The organism is Pseudomonas bijieensis, assembly GCF_013347965.1.
Taxonomy (GTDB): domain Bacteria; phylum Pseudomonadota; class Gammaproteobacteria; order Pseudomonadales; family Pseudomonadaceae; genus Aquipseudomonas; species Aquipseudomonas bijieensis.
Genome location: NZ_CP048810.1, coordinates 6,024,920 through 6,040,502 on the forward strand (window position 1 = coordinate 6,024,920; position 15,583 = coordinate 6,040,502).

Sequence of the window (15,583 nt, forward strand, 5' to 3'; positions counted from 1 at the left end):
CTAGGGAGACGCATCATGTCCATGGAACTGCTGGTGTCGACGGTACTGCTGCTAGGACTGCTGGGTGTGGCGGTGGTGAGCGATCTGCTTCGCCACCGCATTCCCAACACACTGGTCCTGTTGGGCCTTGCCCTGGGATTGGCCGGCCAGGTCTATACCAGCGGGATCGGCGGCTTGGGCGATAGCCTGCTGGGCATGCTGATCTGTTTCGGGCTGTTCCTGCCCATGTACGCCGTCGGTGGCATGGCCGCCGGTGACGTCAAGCTGATGACCATGGTCGGCAGCTTCCTGCCTTTTCATTACGCACTGTGGGCGGCGCTGTTCAGCCTGATCGCCGGCGGTGTGTGCGGTTTCCTGATCGTCCTGGCCCGCGGCCAACTGCTCCAGACCCTGGGGCGCTACTGGCTGATTGTGCGCGCCCAGTCTTATCTGGCGCCGACTTCGGATGAAGTGGCCGGCAAACCCTTTCCTTATTCGATTGCGATCCTGATCGGTACTTTGAACAGCGTTTACTGGCAACTGGTTGCCGGCGGCTGGGGAGTCTAGTCATGCACGTCATCAACGATAGCGATGCCTACCCCAGCGAACGGGAAGCGGTGCAACGCCTGGCGCCACAGCCATGCACCATTCGCGACACCGGCCTGACCGACAGTTTCCTGGGTGAGTTGGTATGCAAGCATCTGCACGATGCCGGTGTGCTGGACATGACTCGGCTGGTGGAGCGCCTGGCCCTGACCGGCGCGGTACTGGAAGAAGTCCTGGCGTTCCTGCGCAAGGACGGTCGCGTCGAAGTGCTGGGCCAGTTGGGACAAACGGGCGTGCAGACGCTGCGTTATGGCCTGACCGAGCGCGGCCGCAGTTCGGCCCGCGATGCCCTGGCCCGTAGCGGCTACATCGGCGCGGCCCCGTTTCCGGTGAGCACCTATCGCTCGCTGATCAAGATCCAGACCATTCACCATGGCCGCATCACCGCCAAGGACATGCACCAGGCCTTGGCCGGCCTGGTGCTGAGCCAAGGCATGCTCGACCAACTGGGCGTCGCCCTGAATTCCGGGCGGGCGATCATGATCTACGGCCCGGCGGGCACGGGCAAAACCTACGTCAGCAGCCGATTGATCCGGCTGTTCGCCGAGGCCATCTGGGTGCCCCATGCCATCGTCATCAACGAGTCGGTGATCGAGATCTACGACCCGCAGGTGCATCAGCGCCTGGATGACAACGGCCAAGCGAACAACCTGATGCTCAACGAAGGCATCGACCGCCGGCTGCTGTGCTGCAAACGCCCGATCGTCATCACCGGCGGCGAGCTGAGCATGGAGCAGTTGGACGTGCGCTACGACCCGTTCACCCGGCAATACCAGGCGGCGTTGCAGCTCAAGGCCAGCAACGGGCTGTTCATCATCGATGACATGGGCCGCCAGCGCATGGCCCCGGCCGAGCTGCTCAATCGCTGGATCGTGCCCATGGAGGAGAAGCGCGACTTCATCAACCTGGGGGGCGGCCGGCATTGCGAGCTGCCGTTCGACCTGGTGCTGGTGTTTTCCACCAACCTCAACCCCCTCGAATTGGCCGACGAGGCCTTCCTGCGGCGCATCGGCTACAAGGTGCAGTTCGGTTACCTCAAGCCCGAGGAATACGAACGCATCTGGCGCCAGGAGTGCGAACGCCTGGGCATCCCCTACGATCCGCTGCTGGTGCGCTATGTCCTGCAGCGGCTGTATGCAGGCGAAGGCATGCCGCTGGTGCCTTGCCATCCCCGTGACCTGTTGAACATGGCGCTCGACCGCCAGCGTTACCTGGGCGGTTCCGGCCCCCTGTTGCCGCAAGAACTGGAATGGGCCTGGCACAACTACTTCGTTCAGCTCGACTTCCTTTGATCTGGAGATACCGACATGAGCTCTCGTACGCTTCCGCTGATAGGCGTTTCCCTGGTAATGGGCCTTGGTGCCGCATGGATGGCTGACTCCTGGCTGAGCGCGCGACTCAACGCGACCCCCGATGATCACCTGCGAAGCGTGGTGGTCGCCACGGTGGAAATCCCCTTCGGGCAGATGGTCGAGGCCCAGCAAGTCACCACCGTGCGCATGCCCATGGACACGATCCCGGACGATGCCTTCGATTCCAGCGAACAGGCCGTGGGCAAGATTGCCACCTTCGACATCCTGCGCGGCGACATCGTGCGAGGCGCGCGTCTGAGCGAGCACTTGGGCGGCAGCACCCTGGCTTCGCTGATCGCGCCGGACAAGCGGGCCATATCGGTACGCGTGGATGATGTGGTCGGCGTGGGCGGCTTCCTCTTGCCGGGCAACCGGGTCGATGTGTTGGCAACCAAGACCACCAGCGCCGGCAGCAACAGCGCCACGTCGCGGACCATCCTGGAAAACCTGCGGGTGCTGGCGGTGGACCAGACGGCGGGCACCGACAAGACCCAGCCGGTGGTGGTGCGGGCCGTGACGCTGGAAATGTCCGCCAGCGAAGCGGAAGCGCTGGTCACTGCGCAAACCGAAGGCAAGCTGCAATTGGCCTTGCGCAACCCGCTGAACCTGGAGAAAAAGGCCGTGGCCGTTGCCCCGCCAGCCCCTGCGCCGGTCATGGCGGTGGCTGCCGCTGCGCCGCCAAAACCTGTGGTGCAGCGCAGTGCCAAGCCCCAAGGCGGGTCGATCACGTTGATCCGTGGGATTGAAAGCAGCGTGATCAATGTTCGCTGAATAGCGCCTGCATGCCAGGCCCTCCCGGGCCGTGGCGATACCGATCCTCAAACGTTGCAGATGAGGGCTCGATGATGAATGCCAATATCCGGCGCCAGGGAGGGGCGGTGAGTGTGTTGATGGTGATCGCGCTGGTGGCGATTTCCATGATGGCGGCGTTGGCCCTGGATGGCGGGCATATGCTGCTGAACAAGACGCGCCTGCAGAATGCGGTGGATGCCGCCGCCTTGGGCGGTGCCAAGACCCTGAGCCAGGTCAGCGGCGGCATCAACATGGCCAGCACCACCCGCGCGGCGGCCCTGGACACGCTCAACAGGAATGCCAACGCCGCCGGTAACACCGAGTTGGCAACGGCGATTGCTGGCAACCCCGGCGCGTTTGCCGTGGTGGAGTTGTCCAGCAGCGTCTACGGCCCGTTCTCCTACCCAGGACCTACCGATGCCAAGTACGTACGGGTGTCGGTGTCCAGCTATCAATTGAGCGGGTTTTTCTGGAGCTTCGTGCAAACGATGGGCAGCGCTGGCTTGGGTAACAAGCGAGTCGCGGCGATTGCCACTGCCGGGCCCAGTCCGACCTCGCCTTGTGACCTGGCGCCGTTGATGGTTTGTGGCGATCCCACTCAATACAACCCCGCCGCCGGCAACTTCTGGGGGTATCAATTTGGCGACCTGGAAGTCTTGAAAACCGCTGCGGGGAACACATCACCCATCGGCCCGGGCAACTTCCAGTTGCTGGATTTCGGCTCAGGCGGCAGTGCAGTCCGTGAAGACCTGGCCGGCGGTGGCTCGGTTTGCCGCAATGTCGGGGATAACGTCCAGACTGCGCCAGGCAATAAAGCCGGCCCGACCTCCCAAGGCTTGAACACTCGCTTTGGTATCTACAACGGCCCGGTCAGTTCTTCGGACTACCCACCGGATCTGGTCACGGCCTCAGGCACCCCGGCGATCACCTACAACGATGCACTCTCCCAGGCGCAATACAAAGGCAAAGCCGTCACGTCGAGCAACGGCGACCTCTCGGCGGGCGGCGAGGCAATACAGGACTACAACGACTGGCGGGCCAAGGTTGCCGCCTGCGTGGCGGGAGGCGCCAGCGGCTGCCAAAGCAACGGGGTTTTCGAGCGTCGGATGCTGAAGATCGTGATTGGCAATTGCACCGGTAAGCAGGGCGGTTCCACCTCGATTCCGGTTCTGGGATTCGGTTGCTATTTCGTTGTGCAGCCGGTGGATGGCGGGGGCTCGGACTCCCTGGTTTTCGGCCAGTTCGTCCAGGAGTGCGAGGGCGACAACGTACCCGGTCCCACGCCGTCTACCGATTCGGGCCCACAGATCATCCAGCTCTACAAAACCTACCTCAACGGCAGCGGCACTCCGAGTACCGACTCGTAGGAGGCGTCATGGGACTTTCTCATTTCAAACCGGCGCAAGCCCAGCGAGGCGTGGCCCTGGTGGAGTTCACCCTGGTGTTGCCATTGTTGCTGTTGCTGCTGCTGGCCTTCGGCGAGTTCGGCCGCATGCTCTACCAGTACAACGTACTGCTTCAGGCCAGCCGCGATGCCGACCGCTTCGTCGCCAGCCAGGCGTGGAACGCCACTCTCGGCGGTATCACGTTGAACAACACGCTACTGACCCAGACGAAAAACGTAGCGGTGTATGGCGTGCCCAGTGCTGCCGGCACCGCCGTGGTGTCAGGGCTGACCACGGCTAACGTGCAGGTCGCCGCCGAGGGCATCGATCATGTGCGCGTCACCATTACCTACACCTTTTGCCCGGTGATCGGTGAGGGTAACTGCACCGGGTCGATTCCAGGATTTTTCGGCAATGCCATTCCGCTGGGCATCCAGTTGGTCGCGACCACCGTCATGAGGGCGCTGTGATGAACCATAAACACATGCGCGGCACCTACATCGTGGAGTTTTCCTTCGTGGGCTTGCTGGTGTTCATCCTGCTGTTCGGCGTGGTGGAAATGGGCCGGCTGTACTTCACGGTCAACGCGCTGGATGAAGCGGCACGGCGTGGAGTACGCCTGGCGGCGGTGTGCAATATCAGTGATCCGGTGGTGTTGCGCCGGGCTATCTTCAACGCCGCGACGGACGCCGGTACCAGCCAACTGATCACCAGCCTGGCGACCTCGAACCTGGCGCTGACTTACCTGGACGTCAATGGCGCCGTGGTGGCGAACCCCGCCGATACATCCGGCAGCACGGGCTTCCGTGCCATCCGCTATGTCCGGCTGAGCGTGCAGAACTTCGTTTTCAACCTGTTCATTCCCGGCTTAGGCGTGCCCATTACCTTGCCCACATTCAGGGCAACCTTGCCACGCGAAAGCCTTGGGCGTCATTCCGATTCCGGGGAGATCACACCATGCTGAACACCAGGGAAACTCCGCTTTCGACCACGACTGGCAGAGCCGGGCTGCGGATACTGATCAGCAGCCGCGATGCCACGGCCCTGCGCGACCTGCAATGCGTCTGCCAACGTATGCCTGGCCTTGAGGTCAGTACACGCCTGGTCAGCAACGGGCATGTCGACCCGCTCTATGGCCTGGAGCGCATGCCCGACCTGCTGCTGCTTCGCGTCAGCCACCTGTGGCGCGAAGAGCTGTCGGCATTGTTGCAGCGTCCGGCCCATGAGCGTCCACCGATGCTGGTGTGTGGTCCTTTGGGCGAGCAGGAGGGCATGCGTCTGGCGATGCAGGCCGGCGCTCGGGATGTACTGCCCGAACCCGTCGCCGATACGGAATTGGTCGCGGCGCTCAATCGCCTGGTGATGGAAGTCCGCCTCGGCAGCGGGAACGAAGGGAAGCTGGTCGCGGTGATCAGCGCCAAGGGCGGCTCAGGCGGGACCTTGGTAGCGTGCAACCTGGCCCAGCAGCTCAGCGCTCGAGCGGGCAATACCTTGTTGCTGGACATGGACCTGCAATTTGGCAGTGTGACCCATTACCTGGACGTGGCGCAGTCCCACAGCCATCTGGAAGTGCTGCAGCAGATCGACGACATGGACAGCGTCGCGCTGCGGGGTTTTTGCAGTCACTTCAGTCCGACCCTGCACATACTCGGTGGCCGGGCTGGCGAATTGTGCTTGCCCCAGGACGCCCAACCCGAACAGCTCGATGCCCTGTTGCAACTGGCCCGTGCCAGTTATGACTGGGTGGTGGTGGACCTGCCGCGGCAGATCGATCACCTCACCGGCTCGGTGCTGGAACAGGTGGACCGGGTGTACGTGGTGGTGCAACAGAGCGTCAGCCACCTGCGCGATGCCAGCGCCCTGGTGCGGATCCTGCGCGAAGACCTGGGCGTGCGCGGCGATCAGTTGCAGATCGTGGTCAACCGCTATGACAAATCCGCCGCCGTCAGCCTCAAGGACATCGGCGAAGCCCTGCGTTGCGCGAACCTGTCGAAATTGCCCAATGACTTCAACCTGGTCAGCCAGAGTCAGAACACTGGCGTGCCGTTGGGGCTGCATGCGCCGAAGGCGGCCATCACCGCCGCCTTGCGCGATTTGACCGAAGACCTGGTCGGTCACCAGATGGCCACAGACAAGGGCCTGCTTAAACGTGCCTTCAACCGTTTTTTCGGGGGATGACCCATGATCAGCGACTTTCGTAACCGCTTGCGCAAACAGCCCGCCAAACCTGGCGCCTCAGTGGGTACCCCGCCCAATGACGGCCTGCCGGACCCGACAGACGCGTTGATGGCCTGGGAGCAGGCCATTCCGGATGTGCTTTACGAAACCCGCAGCCAGGTCACCCCGGTGGAGGCCGAATGGCGGGAGAAGATCTACCAGCAATTGCTCAAGGTCATGGACCTGTCGTTGCTCGATGCCCTTGAACAAGTCGAGGCCGCGCGGCAGATCCGCGATATCTGCCAGCGCCTGCTCGAGGAGCATTCGGCGCCGGTGAGTACCGCCAGCCGACAGTTGATCATCAAGCAGATCACCGACGAAGTGCTCGGCCTCGGGCCGCTGGAACCGCTGTTGGCCGACCATAGCGTGTCCGACATCCTGGTCAACGGGTTTGCCTCGGTCTATGTCGAACGCTTCGGCAAGCTGCAACGTACCGATGTGCGTTTTCGCGACGACCAGCATTTGCTGAACATCATCGACCGCATCGTGTCCAGCCTGGGACGCCGTATCGACGAATCCTCACCGTTGGTGGACGCCCGGCTCAAGGACGGTTCGCGGGTCAACGCGATCATTCCGCCGCTGGCCATCGACGGTCCGAGCATGTCGATCCGGCGTTTCGCCGTGGACCTGCTCAACACCGACAGCCTGATCCAGGTCGGCACCATGACCCCGGCCATTGCCTTGCTGCTCAAGGCCATTGTTCGCGGTCGCCTGAACGTGCTGATCTCCGGCGGGACCGGCAGCGGCAAGACCACCATGCTCAACGTGCTCTCCAGTTTCATTCCCCATAACGAACGCATCGTCACCATCGAGGATTCGGCCGAGTTGCAACTGCAGCAGCCCCACGTGGTACGCCTGGAGACCCGGCCTTCGAACATCGAGGGGCGCGGCGAGGTGAGCCAGCGGGAACTGGTGCGCAACAGCCTGCGCATGCGTCCGGACCGCATTGTCATCGGCGAGGTGCGCGGTGCCGAGGCGCTGGACATGCTCACGGCGATGAACACCGGCCACGACGGCTCCCTGACCACCATTCACGCCAACACCGCACGGGATGCCCTGGGGCGAATCGAGAACATGGTGTCGATGACCGGGGCGACTTTTCCGATCAAGGCCATGCGTCAACAAATTGCCTCGGCCATCGATGTGGTGATCCAACTGGAGCGTCAAGAAGACGGCAAGCGACGCGTGGTGAGCATGCAAGAGATCAACGGGATGGAAGGGGAGGTCATCACCATGACCGAAATTTTCTCCTTCGTGCGCCAAGGCATCGGCGAGCACGGCGAGGTGCTCGGGGAGTATCGGCCCAGCGGCATGATCCCGGCCTTCCGCGATGTGCTGGCCAAACGTGGCATCGAGTTGCCGCTGACCTTGTTTCGCCCTGAGTGGATGGAGGGCCGGTCGTCATGAACAATATTCCCGGCGAGTTCATCCTGATTTTCCTTGGCATGGTGTTCATTGCCGTGTTCCTGCTGTCCCAGGGCGTGGTGGTGCCGGTGTTCGGCGAGGCCGGCAAGATGCGCAAGCGCATTCGCGGGCGCTTGCATGTGCTGGAGAAGGCCAACCACTTGCCCAACATGCAGACTGTGTTGCGGCAGAAATACCTGACGCGCCTGTCGCCCCTGGAAGCCCGTCTGGAACAACTGCCGTTCATGGCCAACCTGACGCAACTGATCGAGCAGGCCGGTCATGAATACCGGGCTTATCGGGTCATGCTGCTCGGTCTGATCCTGGGAGTGGCGGCCGGTGCCCTGGTGCTGATGGTCTCGCCGGTCTGGTGGATGGCGCTGCTGGCGGCATTTGCGGTGACCTGGGTGCCGGTGTTGAAGATCCTGCGTGACCGCAGCAAGCGTTTCGCCGCGTTCGAAGAGGGTTTGCCGGATGCGCTGGACGCCATGTGCCGGGCCTTGCGCGCCGGCCACCCGTTCAACGAAACCCTGCGTCTGGTCGCCGAGGAGCACAAGGGGCCGGTCGCCCAGGAATTCGGCATGACGTTTTCCGACATCAACTATGGTAACGACGTGCGCCGGGCCATGCTCGGTCTGTTGGAGCGCATGCCGAGCATGACGGTGATGATGCTGGTGACCTCGATCCTCATCCACCGCGAGACCGGCGGCAACCTGACCGAAGTGCTGGAGCGCCTGAGCCGCCTGATTCGTGGACGTTTTCGTTTCCAGCGCAAGATCAGGACGCTGTCGGCGGAAGGGCGCATGTCGGCCTGGGTGCTGGTGGCGATCCCGTTCGTGCTGGCGATCGCCATCGTGCTCACCAGCCCCAGCTACATGCCGGTGCTGATCAATGACCCCATAGGGCACAAGCTGATCATCGGCGCGTTCTGCGCCATGTTGATCGGGATTTTCTGGATAAGAAAAATCATCCGGATCCAGGTTTAAGCGCTGTCGCGCCGAGAGGTTTCAGTCATGGACTTTTTGCTCGGATTGTTGAGTCGGTTTACCGGTAACGAAGAACTGGCGCGCCTGTTGTTCATTGCCGCGATTGGCCTCAGTACAGTGTTGGCGGCCGTCGCGCTCCTGCTATTGTTGCTGGGCCTGCAGGATCCGGTACAGCGGCGCCTGGCGCTGATCAAGCGTGGTTACGGTGGCAATACCGGGCAAGAGGCGCCCAGTAACCTGCAGCTCTTGCTGGAACGGGTCGGTCAGCGCTTTGCCTCGACCGACCAAGCCCACACGTCCGCTACCCAGACTTTGTTGACCCACGCCGGTTACCGCTCTGCCTCGGCGGTGCAGATGTACTGGGCCGTGCGCCTGATGTTGCCGTTGTTGCTGGTCGGCGTTGCGTTGTTGCTGTTGCCGATGGTCAAGGTTTCAGTGGTCATCGGCCTGTTGGCGGTGACCCTCGTGGCAGGCATTGGCTGGTTGCTGCCGGCGATCTATGTCGGCAAACGCAAGCAGGCACGACAAGGCCGGTTGCGCGCCGCGTTCCCGGATGCATTGGACCTGATGGTGGTCTGCGTCGAGTCGGGCCTGGCCCTGCCCACGACGATTGAACGGGTGGCTGAAGAAATGTCGGTCAGTCAGGTTGAGTTGGCTGAGGAGCTGGCGCTGGTCAATGCGCAGATCCGGGCGGGCATCACCAGCACCGAGGCGCTCAAGCAATTGGCCGTGCGCACCGGCCTGGAGGATATCCAGGGGCTGGTCAGTCTGCTGGCGCAAAGTATCCGTTTTGGTACCAGTGTGGCCGATACCCTGCGCATCTACGCTGATGAGTTTCGTGATCGGCGGACCCAGGCGGCGGAAGAAATGGGGGCCAAGATAGGCACCAAGCTGATCTTTCCGTTGATCTTTTGCCTGTGGCCGAGTTTTTTCCTGGTCGCCATTGGTCCGGCCATGATTGGTGTGTTCAGGGCTTTTGGGAATATGTAGAACACGCAGCGCTTATTGTGGGAGCGAGCTTGCTCGCGATAGCGGTTTGACAGTCAATGAAGGTGTTGAATGTCGGTCCGTCATCGCGAGCAGGCTCGCTCCCACGGTTGATTTTGGGTGTTCAGGAGACTTGTGTTCACCGCAGGCCCATTGTGGGAGCGAGCTTGCTCGCGATAGCGGTGTGACAGTCAATGAAGGTGTTGAATGTGGGGCCGTCATCGCGAGCAGGCTCGCTCCCACGGTTGATCTTGGGTGTTCAGGAGACTTGTGTTCACCGCAGGCCCATTGTGGAGCGAGCCTGCTCGCGATAGCGGTTTGACAGTCAATGAAGGTGCTGAATGTGGGGCTGTCATCACGAGCAAGGTCGCTCCCACAGTTGATCTTGGGTGTTCAGGAGACTTGTGTTCACCGCAGGCCCATTGTGGGAGCGAGCCTGCTCGCGATAGCGGTGTGACAGTCAATGAAGGTGTTGAATGTGGGGCCGTCATCGCGAGCAAGCTCGCTCCCACGGTTGATCTTGGGTGTTCAGGAGACTTGTGTTCACCGCAGGCCCATTGTGGGAGCGAGCCTGCTCGCGATAGCGGTTTGACAGTCAATGAAGGTGTTGAATGTCGGTCCATCATCGCGAGCAGGCTCGCTCCCACGGTTGATTTTGGGTGTTCAGGAGACTTGTGTTCACCGCAGGCCCATTGTGGGAGCGAGCCTGCTCGCGATAGCGGTTCGACAGTCAATGAAGGTGCTGATCGTGAGGCCGCCTTCGCGAGCAAGCCCGCTCCCACAGGTTCAGGCCTGTGCTCTACCGACCATTCAAGCCAAAAGACCGCAGCCTTCAGGAGTACCTACATCGGATCAAATGTAGACACTGCCGAAGGCCGCGATCTTTCGTTTCCTGCGTGTTTCATTTACTACTGGTGATCTCTCCCCCCGAGTCCTGGTCAAAGAATTCCGGGATCGGGTAGTTGAAGCTGTTGAGCCAGCGCTGCATGGCCAATTCGCGTTCGGCGGCCGAGGCGGTTTGCAGGTTGGTGGAGGCTACCACGCCGCGAATCTGCAGTTGCATCCAGCTCTCTGTGCCTTGCTGTGCTGGCGAAGAGGGGCCTGGTTCGATTGCCCAGGCGGTGCTGGAAAGGCCCACCAGGCATGCGATCATCAATTGTTTGGTCATCATCTCTTGGACTCCTCGTAACGCTCTACTTGATCGCGCCGGTTGAGGCATCGACGATCTCGGTGGGGCGGTTGGCGGGTGACGTCATTGCGTTAGGGGCCGAACCCCTGATTCTTTCCGCGCGGGCTTGGGCATCCGCCACTTGCTGGGGGCTCAGCTTGGCCATGTTCGCGAGCTCGGCGGCCTGCTTCCAGTTGTCCTGGTAGATCAGCAGAGTCACCATGTTGAGCGCTGCCAGCGGGTCTGACTGCTGGAGCTCCATGGCGGTCATGAACTCGAAGCGGGCTTCTGAAATGCGTCGTTGATTGAGGTAGACAACCCCCAGGTCATTGCGGATCTTGCCTTCGGTGGGAGCCATTTTCGCTGCGCGTTCGAGGTATTGCGTAGCGGCCGCATTGTCATTTCTGGCGGCCGCCAACTGGCCAAGGCCATGTTCACCGTCAGCGGCCAGGCATGTCCCGAGCAGGCTTTTGTATAACGGTTCAGCCTCGTTGCGCCCCATCAGGCGCAGTACCCGAGCCTTGCGCAGGCGGACCTGGACCAAGTCCTCGGGCAAGCGTTCGAGGTTCGCCAGGCTGGCGTACAAACGGCCCTCGTTGGCCATGTCTTCCGCCATGTTCAGGGCCAGTTCCTGGTCGGATCCAGGCTTGGCGCAATCGGCCGTGCGTGGAGCCACCGCGCTGTTGCTGGCACAGCCGGCGAGCATCAAGGTCGCCGTTAATGCGATCACTGTTTTCATTGAATGCCCCTTGGCAACCCGTTGGATATTGGATGCCTTGCACATCAGGCGCCGGCTCATTGGGAAAGCCCGCTGCGGTTGTCAAATTCGCCATGTTCAAGGAAGTACATGCGATAGAAGTTCGGGTCGTAATTGCGCAGTTGTTCACCTGGCAATGTTGGCAGTTGCGCGTCGGCGGCCAACGGTTGAACCAGGTGTGGCGTGACGATCATCAGCAGTTCACGCTCTTCGCGGTTGATGGAGTTGTCGCGAAAGAACGCGCCGAGAATCGGTATATCTCCCAGCCCCGGAAACTTGTTCACCTGTGAGCTGTTGCGGGTGCTGATCAGGCCGCTGATGACGAAGCTTTCGCCGTCGGCCAGGGCGATGCTGGTATCGGTACGGCGCACCGTGAGTGCTGGCACCAATGTCCCGGCGATGTTCACCGCATTGGTGAAGTCCAGTTCACTGACTTCCGGCGCCACCTTCAATGCAATGCGATTTTTGCCGATGACGGTGGGGGTCAGGGTCAGGCGAATACCGAATTCCTTGTATTCGATGGACACGTTGTCGCTGCCGGCGCTGGGCACCGGGATCGGCACTTCACCACCGGCCAGGAAACTCGCGCTCTGCCCGCTGAGGGCCACCAGGCTTGGCCGCGCCAGGGTATAGGCGAAACCACTGCCTTCCAGCGCGTTGATCATCAACAGCGTTTTACCGGTGGCGAAAGACAGGTTGAACATGTCGTTGTTGACCGGCAATGAAGGCCGGACAATGCCGCCGATGGAGGGCAAGGTCCTCGGCGCGCCGAACTGGAAATTGCCACGGCTGCCGAAAATCGACGTCGAGGCTTCCTTGAGTTTGTTCCGGCTGACTTCAACGAAGCGAATGTCAGTCTGCACCTGGGCGAGCAGCATCGGGTCTTCGGAAGGCATGCTTGCAGCGCCTGTCAGTGCCTCGGTGGCCCTGCCTTTGACAAAGACCATGCTCTGGCGCGGTATTTTCGAACAGTCCGTCCAGACCATCAGGCTGGTGGCGCCGGGCGCCAGGCCCGTGAGAATGAAGGCATCGCTGCCACTGGGTTGCACATCGGCAATTTTCGGGTCGCCGACTGCCAACTTCGTCACGGGGGCGAGGATGCGCAGTTCGCTCTGGAGCCCCTGGCCGACCTCGAAGGTCGCCGGCAGATTGTCCAGTTGCGAACAGTTTGCCGCGGCGGCCTGGGCCGCATCCAAGCCAAGACCCATCCAGAACAGGCCATGAATGAAATGTTTTAGAACCGGAGCAGTACGATGGGTCATGAAGTGATCCTCGGTAAAGAGGCCATCCCTAGGCTTAACTATTGCCTCGGATCACTTAAGAGGCCCGGGCTGCCCCTTTCCATCTCGCCGGCCTGTTCATATTCCGGTTTCAGGCCTCGTCGCTATAAGCAAACGGGCGCATTTCTCCGGCCTGACTGAACGACAGGCTGCTTGCGAACAACTTTTCGGTACCCGGGTCTCCGGGATATTCGAAGGCAACGACGGTATCGATCAGGTCGCTTCAGGAGCGTTTTGCCGAGCCTGTCATCGCTTCTGTTTCACGGTAGTTCAAGCATGGCAAAGCGCCACGCCACGAATCAAAAAAATGACTAAAAAGTGACGGGTGGAAAAATTCGCTCAAGTGGCCGTCAATAATTTGTCTTTTTGTGTTGGGAAGGGCGATACGCAAGGCATATCTTTCTGGGGGCAGGGGGAGGCCTGCGAGCCGTTTTTGGGTCGCAGGGTCTGGCGCAGATCAGGCCACGTGGTAGTGCACTGACAGTGTTCCTTTCTTTTGCGAAAGCGAGGCAATGGTGACTGTTCCCAGTTCGCGCAGGCGCTGCACGTGAGTACCGCCACAACCGTAGGCGGCCAGCCCACCGAAACCGACTTCGCGCAGGCCTTCGCGCGACGTGATCAGGCGCGACAGGTCGTCGGCAATCCATTCGTCGATGCCTTGCTGAATGATCGAGATGTCCAGTTCCTGAGGGTCTTCCCCAGGCTGGAACTGCACGCGGCTTTCGCCGGGCCAATGATGGGCCTTGATCGGTTTCCAGCCACGGCTTTCGGCGAAATGGCCGATCAGGTGCCCGGCCGAGTGCAGGCGTGAATTCAACTGTCGCCGCTGCGCATCCACGCGGATCGCCGCCATGCCCGAGGCCACCGGTCTGTCGACGTAATGAACGATCTGTTGCCCGTCCTGGACCACGCGCAGCACTTGGCTTTCACCGATCCATCCAGTGTCGCAGGGCTGACCGCCACCCTGGGGGTGGAACAGTGTGGCGCGCAGCACCACGGCAAACTCATGTTCCTGGGGGCTGCAATCCAGGACTTCCACATTGGCCTCGAGGTCATCGCTATGGAAAAAGAGGCGAAGCGTCATGTGCCATATCCACATCAGAAATTGTGACGGGATTATAGGTAGGGCGTAAAAGGGTGATAATCCGTTCAAATTTCAAAGGACTGTTGCGTCATGAGCACAAATCTACCGTTGCCGCTGCTGGCCGAAATGGCCATCTTCGTCAAGGTCGTGGAAACCGGCAGCTTCTCCGAGGCGGCCCGTCAGTTGGGCTCATCACCGTCGGCCATCAGTCGCAGTATTTCCCGCCTGGAGAAAGCCCTGGCGACCCGACTGTTGCAACGCACCACCCGCAAATTGCGTTTGAGCGATGGCGGGGAAGAGGTGTTCAAGCGCTGCCAGGAGATGGTCGCCGCCGCTCGGTCGGTGATGGAAATCAGCGGCCAGTTCACCCAGGAGGCTGAAGGGCGCATCCGCGTCAGCGTGCCCAAGGCGGTGGGGCGTTTCGTGATTCATCCGCACATGCCTGAATTCTTGCGTCGCTATCCGAAGGTCGATGTGGAACTGTTGCTGGAGGATCGGCAGGTTGACCTGATCGACGATCACGTCGACCTGGCCATCCGGATTACTGATCAACCGCCGGTCGGGCTGGTGGGGCGTCAGTTGTTGACCATCGATCACCTGCTCTGCGCCACGCCGCAGTACCTGGCTGAACACGGTACTCCCGCGCATCCCCACGACTTGTTGGAGCACAGCTGCATTTACCTGGGGGCAACCCCGAACGACGCTCGCTGGAAATTCAAGAAAGGGAGCAAGTCCGTCACCGTAGGCGTGCACGGACGCTACGCGGCCAATCACACGGGTGTGCGGTTGGGGGCCGTCTTGCAGCACATCGGCATCGGCAGCCTGCCGTATTTCACGGCCCGTCATGCCTTGGAGCAAGGCTTGATCGTGCAGGTATTGGCCGACTGGACGTTCCTGGCTTCCTACCACGGTGGCTTGTGGTTGCTGCATTCGCCGACTCGCTACCTGCCACCCAAGCTGCGAGTGTTCATTGATTATCTGGTGGCGTGCCTGGAGAAGGAGCCGACCCTGGACAAGGTGGGCAGTGGGAATCGTCCCAGCAATGTCGCGGCGCACTATGAGTTGCCGGAGAGTGATGGGTTGTACTGACGGCCCGCCCAGGCGACACACTTTGGCAAGGCAAAAAAAGGCCCGCCGGGTTAACCGTGCGGGCCTTTGCATGACCGGTCGCGATCAGTGCTTGCTGTCCTGGTCCGACATCGCCAGCAATTGCTTTTCCTGGTTCCAGTCGAAGGGCTCGTCGTTTTGCTCGGCTTCGAAACGACGTTCCTCCAGGGCCTGGTACAGGGCGATCTCTTCGTCGGGCATGTAGTGCAGGCAGTCACCGGCGAAGTACCAGAGCAGGTCGCGAGGCACCAGATGGGCGATCTGTGGGTAACGGACGATCACCTGGCACAGGAGGTCCTGGCCCAGGTACTGGCTTTCGATCGGGTCGACGGGCAGTTGCGCGCGTAACTCGTCGAAGCGCTCCAGAAACAAGGCGTGGCTTTCTTCGGGCACCTGTTCGGCCTCACCCACGGCGACCAGGATGCTGCGCAAGTGGTCAAGCAAGACAAGGTGATCGGCAACGACATTGGACACGAGAT

The 15,583-nt window shown here is 61.3% G+C and carries 17 protein-coding genes; 11 read left to right on the forward strand and 6 right to left on the reverse strand.

Annotated features, from left to right (window positions below; genetic code table 11):
- The first annotated feature begins 15 nt into the window (after positions 1-15).
- The 10 genes from GN234_RS26745 (at position 16) to GN234_RS26790 (ending at position 9,711) form a co-directional block, all read left to right on the forward strand.
- The gene (locus GN234_RS26745; RefSeq protein ID WP_109754420.1) at positions 16-546 is read left to right on the forward strand and encodes an A24 family peptidase; all 531 of its coding nucleotides are present in this window, start codon (positions 16-18) and stop codon (positions 544-546) included.
- A 2-nt stretch (positions 547-548) separates the two neighbouring features.
- A complete protein-coding gene (locus GN234_RS26750; RefSeq protein ID WP_109754419.1) occupies positions 549-1,877 on the forward strand; it encodes a P-loop NTPase family protein in 1,329 nt (442 codons plus the stop codon).
- 15 nt (positions 1,878-1,892) lie between these two features.
- On the forward strand, positions 1,893-2,708 hold the full coding sequence (gene cpaB, locus GN234_RS26755) for a Flp pilus assembly protein CpaB (protein ID WP_109754418.1): 816 nt from the start codon (positions 1,893-1,895) through the stop codon (positions 2,706-2,708).
- A 71-nt stretch (positions 2,709-2,779) separates the two neighbouring features.
- Complete coding sequence (locus GN234_RS26760) at positions 2,780-4,096, forward strand: TadE/TadG family type IV pilus assembly protein (protein WP_109754417.1); 1,317 nt, start codon at positions 2,780-2,782, stop codon at positions 4,094-4,096.
- 8 nt (positions 4,097-4,104) lie between these two features.
- Positions 4,105-4,584 carry a TadE/TadG family type IV pilus assembly protein gene (locus GN234_RS26765; RefSeq protein WP_176689309.1) on the forward strand — a complete coding sequence of 160 codons (480 nt, stop codon included), beginning with the start codon at positions 4,105-4,107 and terminating at the stop codon, positions 4,582-4,584.
- Positions 4,584-5,078: a TadE/TadG family type IV pilus assembly protein gene (locus tag GN234_RS26770; protein WP_176689310.1), complete on the forward strand. Its 495-nt coding sequence runs from the start codon at positions 4,584-4,586 to the stop codon at positions 5,076-5,078. Before GN234_RS26765 ends, GN234_RS26770 begins: the two co-directional genes overlap by 1 nt.
- A complete protein-coding gene (locus GN234_RS26775; RefSeq protein ID WP_176689311.1) occupies positions 5,072-6,292 on the forward strand; it encodes an AAA family ATPase in 1,221 nt (406 codons plus the stop codon). The genes GN234_RS26770 and GN234_RS26775 overlap by 7 nt, the downstream gene beginning before the upstream one ends.
- Before the next feature lie 3 nt (positions 6,293-6,295).
- Positions 6,296-7,738 carry a CpaF family protein gene (locus GN234_RS26780; protein ID WP_109754413.1) on the forward strand — a complete coding sequence of 481 codons (1,443 nt, stop codon included), beginning with the start codon at positions 6,296-6,298 and terminating at the stop codon, positions 7,736-7,738.
- On the forward strand, positions 7,735-8,721 hold the full coding sequence (locus GN234_RS26785; protein WP_109754412.1) for a type II secretion system F family protein: 987 nt from the start codon (positions 7,735-7,737) through the stop codon (positions 8,719-8,721). Before GN234_RS26780 ends, GN234_RS26785 begins: the two co-directional genes overlap by 4 nt.
- A gap of 27 nt (positions 8,722-8,748) precedes the next feature.
- On the forward strand, positions 8,749-9,711 hold the full coding sequence (locus GN234_RS26790; RefSeq protein WP_109754411.1) for a type II secretion system F family protein: 963 nt from the start codon (positions 8,749-8,751) through the stop codon (positions 9,709-9,711).
- A gap of 898 nt (positions 9,712-10,609) precedes the next feature.
- Here the strand turns inward: GN234_RS26790 and GN234_RS26795 are convergent.
- From GN234_RS26795 to GN234_RS26815, 5 genes are all read right to left on the reverse strand, one after another.
- On the reverse strand, positions 10,610-10,879 hold the full coding sequence (locus tag GN234_RS26795; protein ID WP_109754409.1) for a DUF3613 domain-containing protein: 270 nt from the start codon (positions 10,877-10,879) through the stop codon (positions 10,610-10,612).
- 22 nt (positions 10,880-10,901) lie between these two features.
- Positions 10,902-11,615: a tetratricopeptide repeat protein gene (locus GN234_RS26800; protein ID WP_109754530.1), complete on the reverse strand. Its 714-nt coding sequence runs from the start codon at positions 11,613-11,615 to the stop codon at positions 10,902-10,904.
- Positions 11,616-11,671: 56 nt separating this feature from the next.
- Positions 11,672-12,895, reverse strand: a complete 1,224-nt coding sequence (locus tag GN234_RS26805) for a type II and III secretion system protein family protein (protein WP_163857440.1) — start codon at positions 12,893-12,895, stop codon at positions 11,672-11,674.
- A 241-nt stretch (positions 12,896-13,136) separates the two neighbouring features.
- Complete coding sequence (locus GN234_RS26810) at positions 13,137-13,304, reverse strand: hypothetical protein (protein WP_163857443.1); 168 nt, start codon at positions 13,302-13,304, stop codon at positions 13,137-13,139.
- Between the two features lie 66 nt (positions 13,305-13,370).
- Entirely contained in the window at positions 13,371-13,997 is a 627-nt protein-coding gene (locus tag GN234_RS26815; protein ID WP_176689312.1) for an alanyl-tRNA editing protein, read from the reverse strand.
- A 90-nt stretch (positions 13,998-14,087) separates the two neighbouring features.
- Between GN234_RS26815 and GN234_RS26820 the strand changes: the two genes are divergently transcribed.
- Positions 14,088-15,086, forward strand: coding sequence for a LysR family transcriptional regulator (locus GN234_RS26820; RefSeq protein WP_163857448.1), 999 nt, complete (start codon positions 14,088-14,090; stop codon positions 15,084-15,086).
- A gap of 84 nt (positions 15,087-15,170) precedes the next feature.
- Here GN234_RS26820 and GN234_RS26825 read toward each other — a convergent pair whose 3' ends face one another.
- Positions 15,171-15,578: a PA2817 family protein gene (locus GN234_RS26825; protein ID WP_003204309.1), complete on the reverse strand. Its 408-nt coding sequence runs from the start codon at positions 15,576-15,578 to the stop codon at positions 15,171-15,173.
- Positions 15,579-15,583 lie beyond the last annotated feature (5 nt).

What these genes read in the sequence shown, in the direction of transcription:
- GN234_RS26745 (WP_109754420.1), top strand. Translation starts at nt 16, where the DNA reads ATGTCCATGGAACTGCTGGTGTCGACGGTACTGCTGCTAGGACTGCTG.
- GN234_RS26750 (WP_109754419.1), top strand. Translation starts at nt 549, where the DNA reads ATGCACGTCATCAACGATAGCGATGCCTACCCCAGCGAACGGGAAGCG.
- cpaB (WP_109754418.1), top strand. Translation starts at nt 1,893, where the DNA reads ATGAGCTCTCGTACGCTTCCGCTGATAGGCGTTTCCCTGGTAATGGGC.
- GN234_RS26760 (WP_109754417.1), top strand. Translation starts at nt 2,780, where the DNA reads ATGATGAATGCCAATATCCGGCGCCAGGGAGGGGCGGTGAGTGTGTTG.
- GN234_RS26765 (WP_176689309.1), top strand. Translation starts at nt 4,105, where the DNA reads ATGGGACTTTCTCATTTCAAACCGGCGCAAGCCCAGCGAGGCGTGGCC.
- GN234_RS26770 (WP_176689310.1), top strand. Translation starts at nt 4,584, where the DNA reads ATGAACCATAAACACATGCGCGGCACCTACATCGTGGAGTTTTCCTTC.
- GN234_RS26775 (WP_176689311.1), top strand. Translation starts at nt 5,072, where the DNA reads ATGCTGAACACCAGGGAAACTCCGCTTTCGACCACGACTGGCAGAGCC.
- GN234_RS26780 (WP_109754413.1), top strand. Translation starts at nt 6,296, where the DNA reads ATGATCAGCGACTTTCGTAACCGCTTGCGCAAACAGCCCGCCAAACCT.
- GN234_RS26785 (WP_109754412.1), top strand. Translation starts at nt 7,735, where the DNA reads ATGAACAATATTCCCGGCGAGTTCATCCTGATTTTCCTTGGCATGGTG.
- GN234_RS26790 (WP_109754411.1), top strand. Translation starts at nt 8,749, where the DNA reads ATGGACTTTTTGCTCGGATTGTTGAGTCGGTTTACCGGTAACGAAGAA.
- GN234_RS26795 (WP_109754409.1), bottom strand. Translation starts at nt 10,879, where the DNA reads ATGATGACCAAACAATTGATGATCGCATGCCTGGTGGGCCTTTCCAGC.
- GN234_RS26800 (WP_109754530.1), bottom strand. Translation starts at nt 11,615, where the DNA reads ATGAAAACAGTGATCGCATTAACGGCGACCTTGATGCTCGCCGGCTGT.
- GN234_RS26805 (WP_163857440.1), bottom strand. Translation starts at nt 12,895, where the DNA reads ATGACCCATCGTACTGCTCCGGTTCTAAAACATTTCATTCATGGCCTG.
- GN234_RS26815 (WP_176689312.1), bottom strand. Translation starts at nt 13,997, where the DNA reads ATGACGCTTCGCCTCTTTTTCCATAGCGATGACCTCGAGGCCAATGTG.
- GN234_RS26820 (WP_163857448.1), top strand. Translation starts at nt 14,088, where the DNA reads ATGAGCACAAATCTACCGTTGCCGCTGCTGGCCGAAATGGCCATCTTC.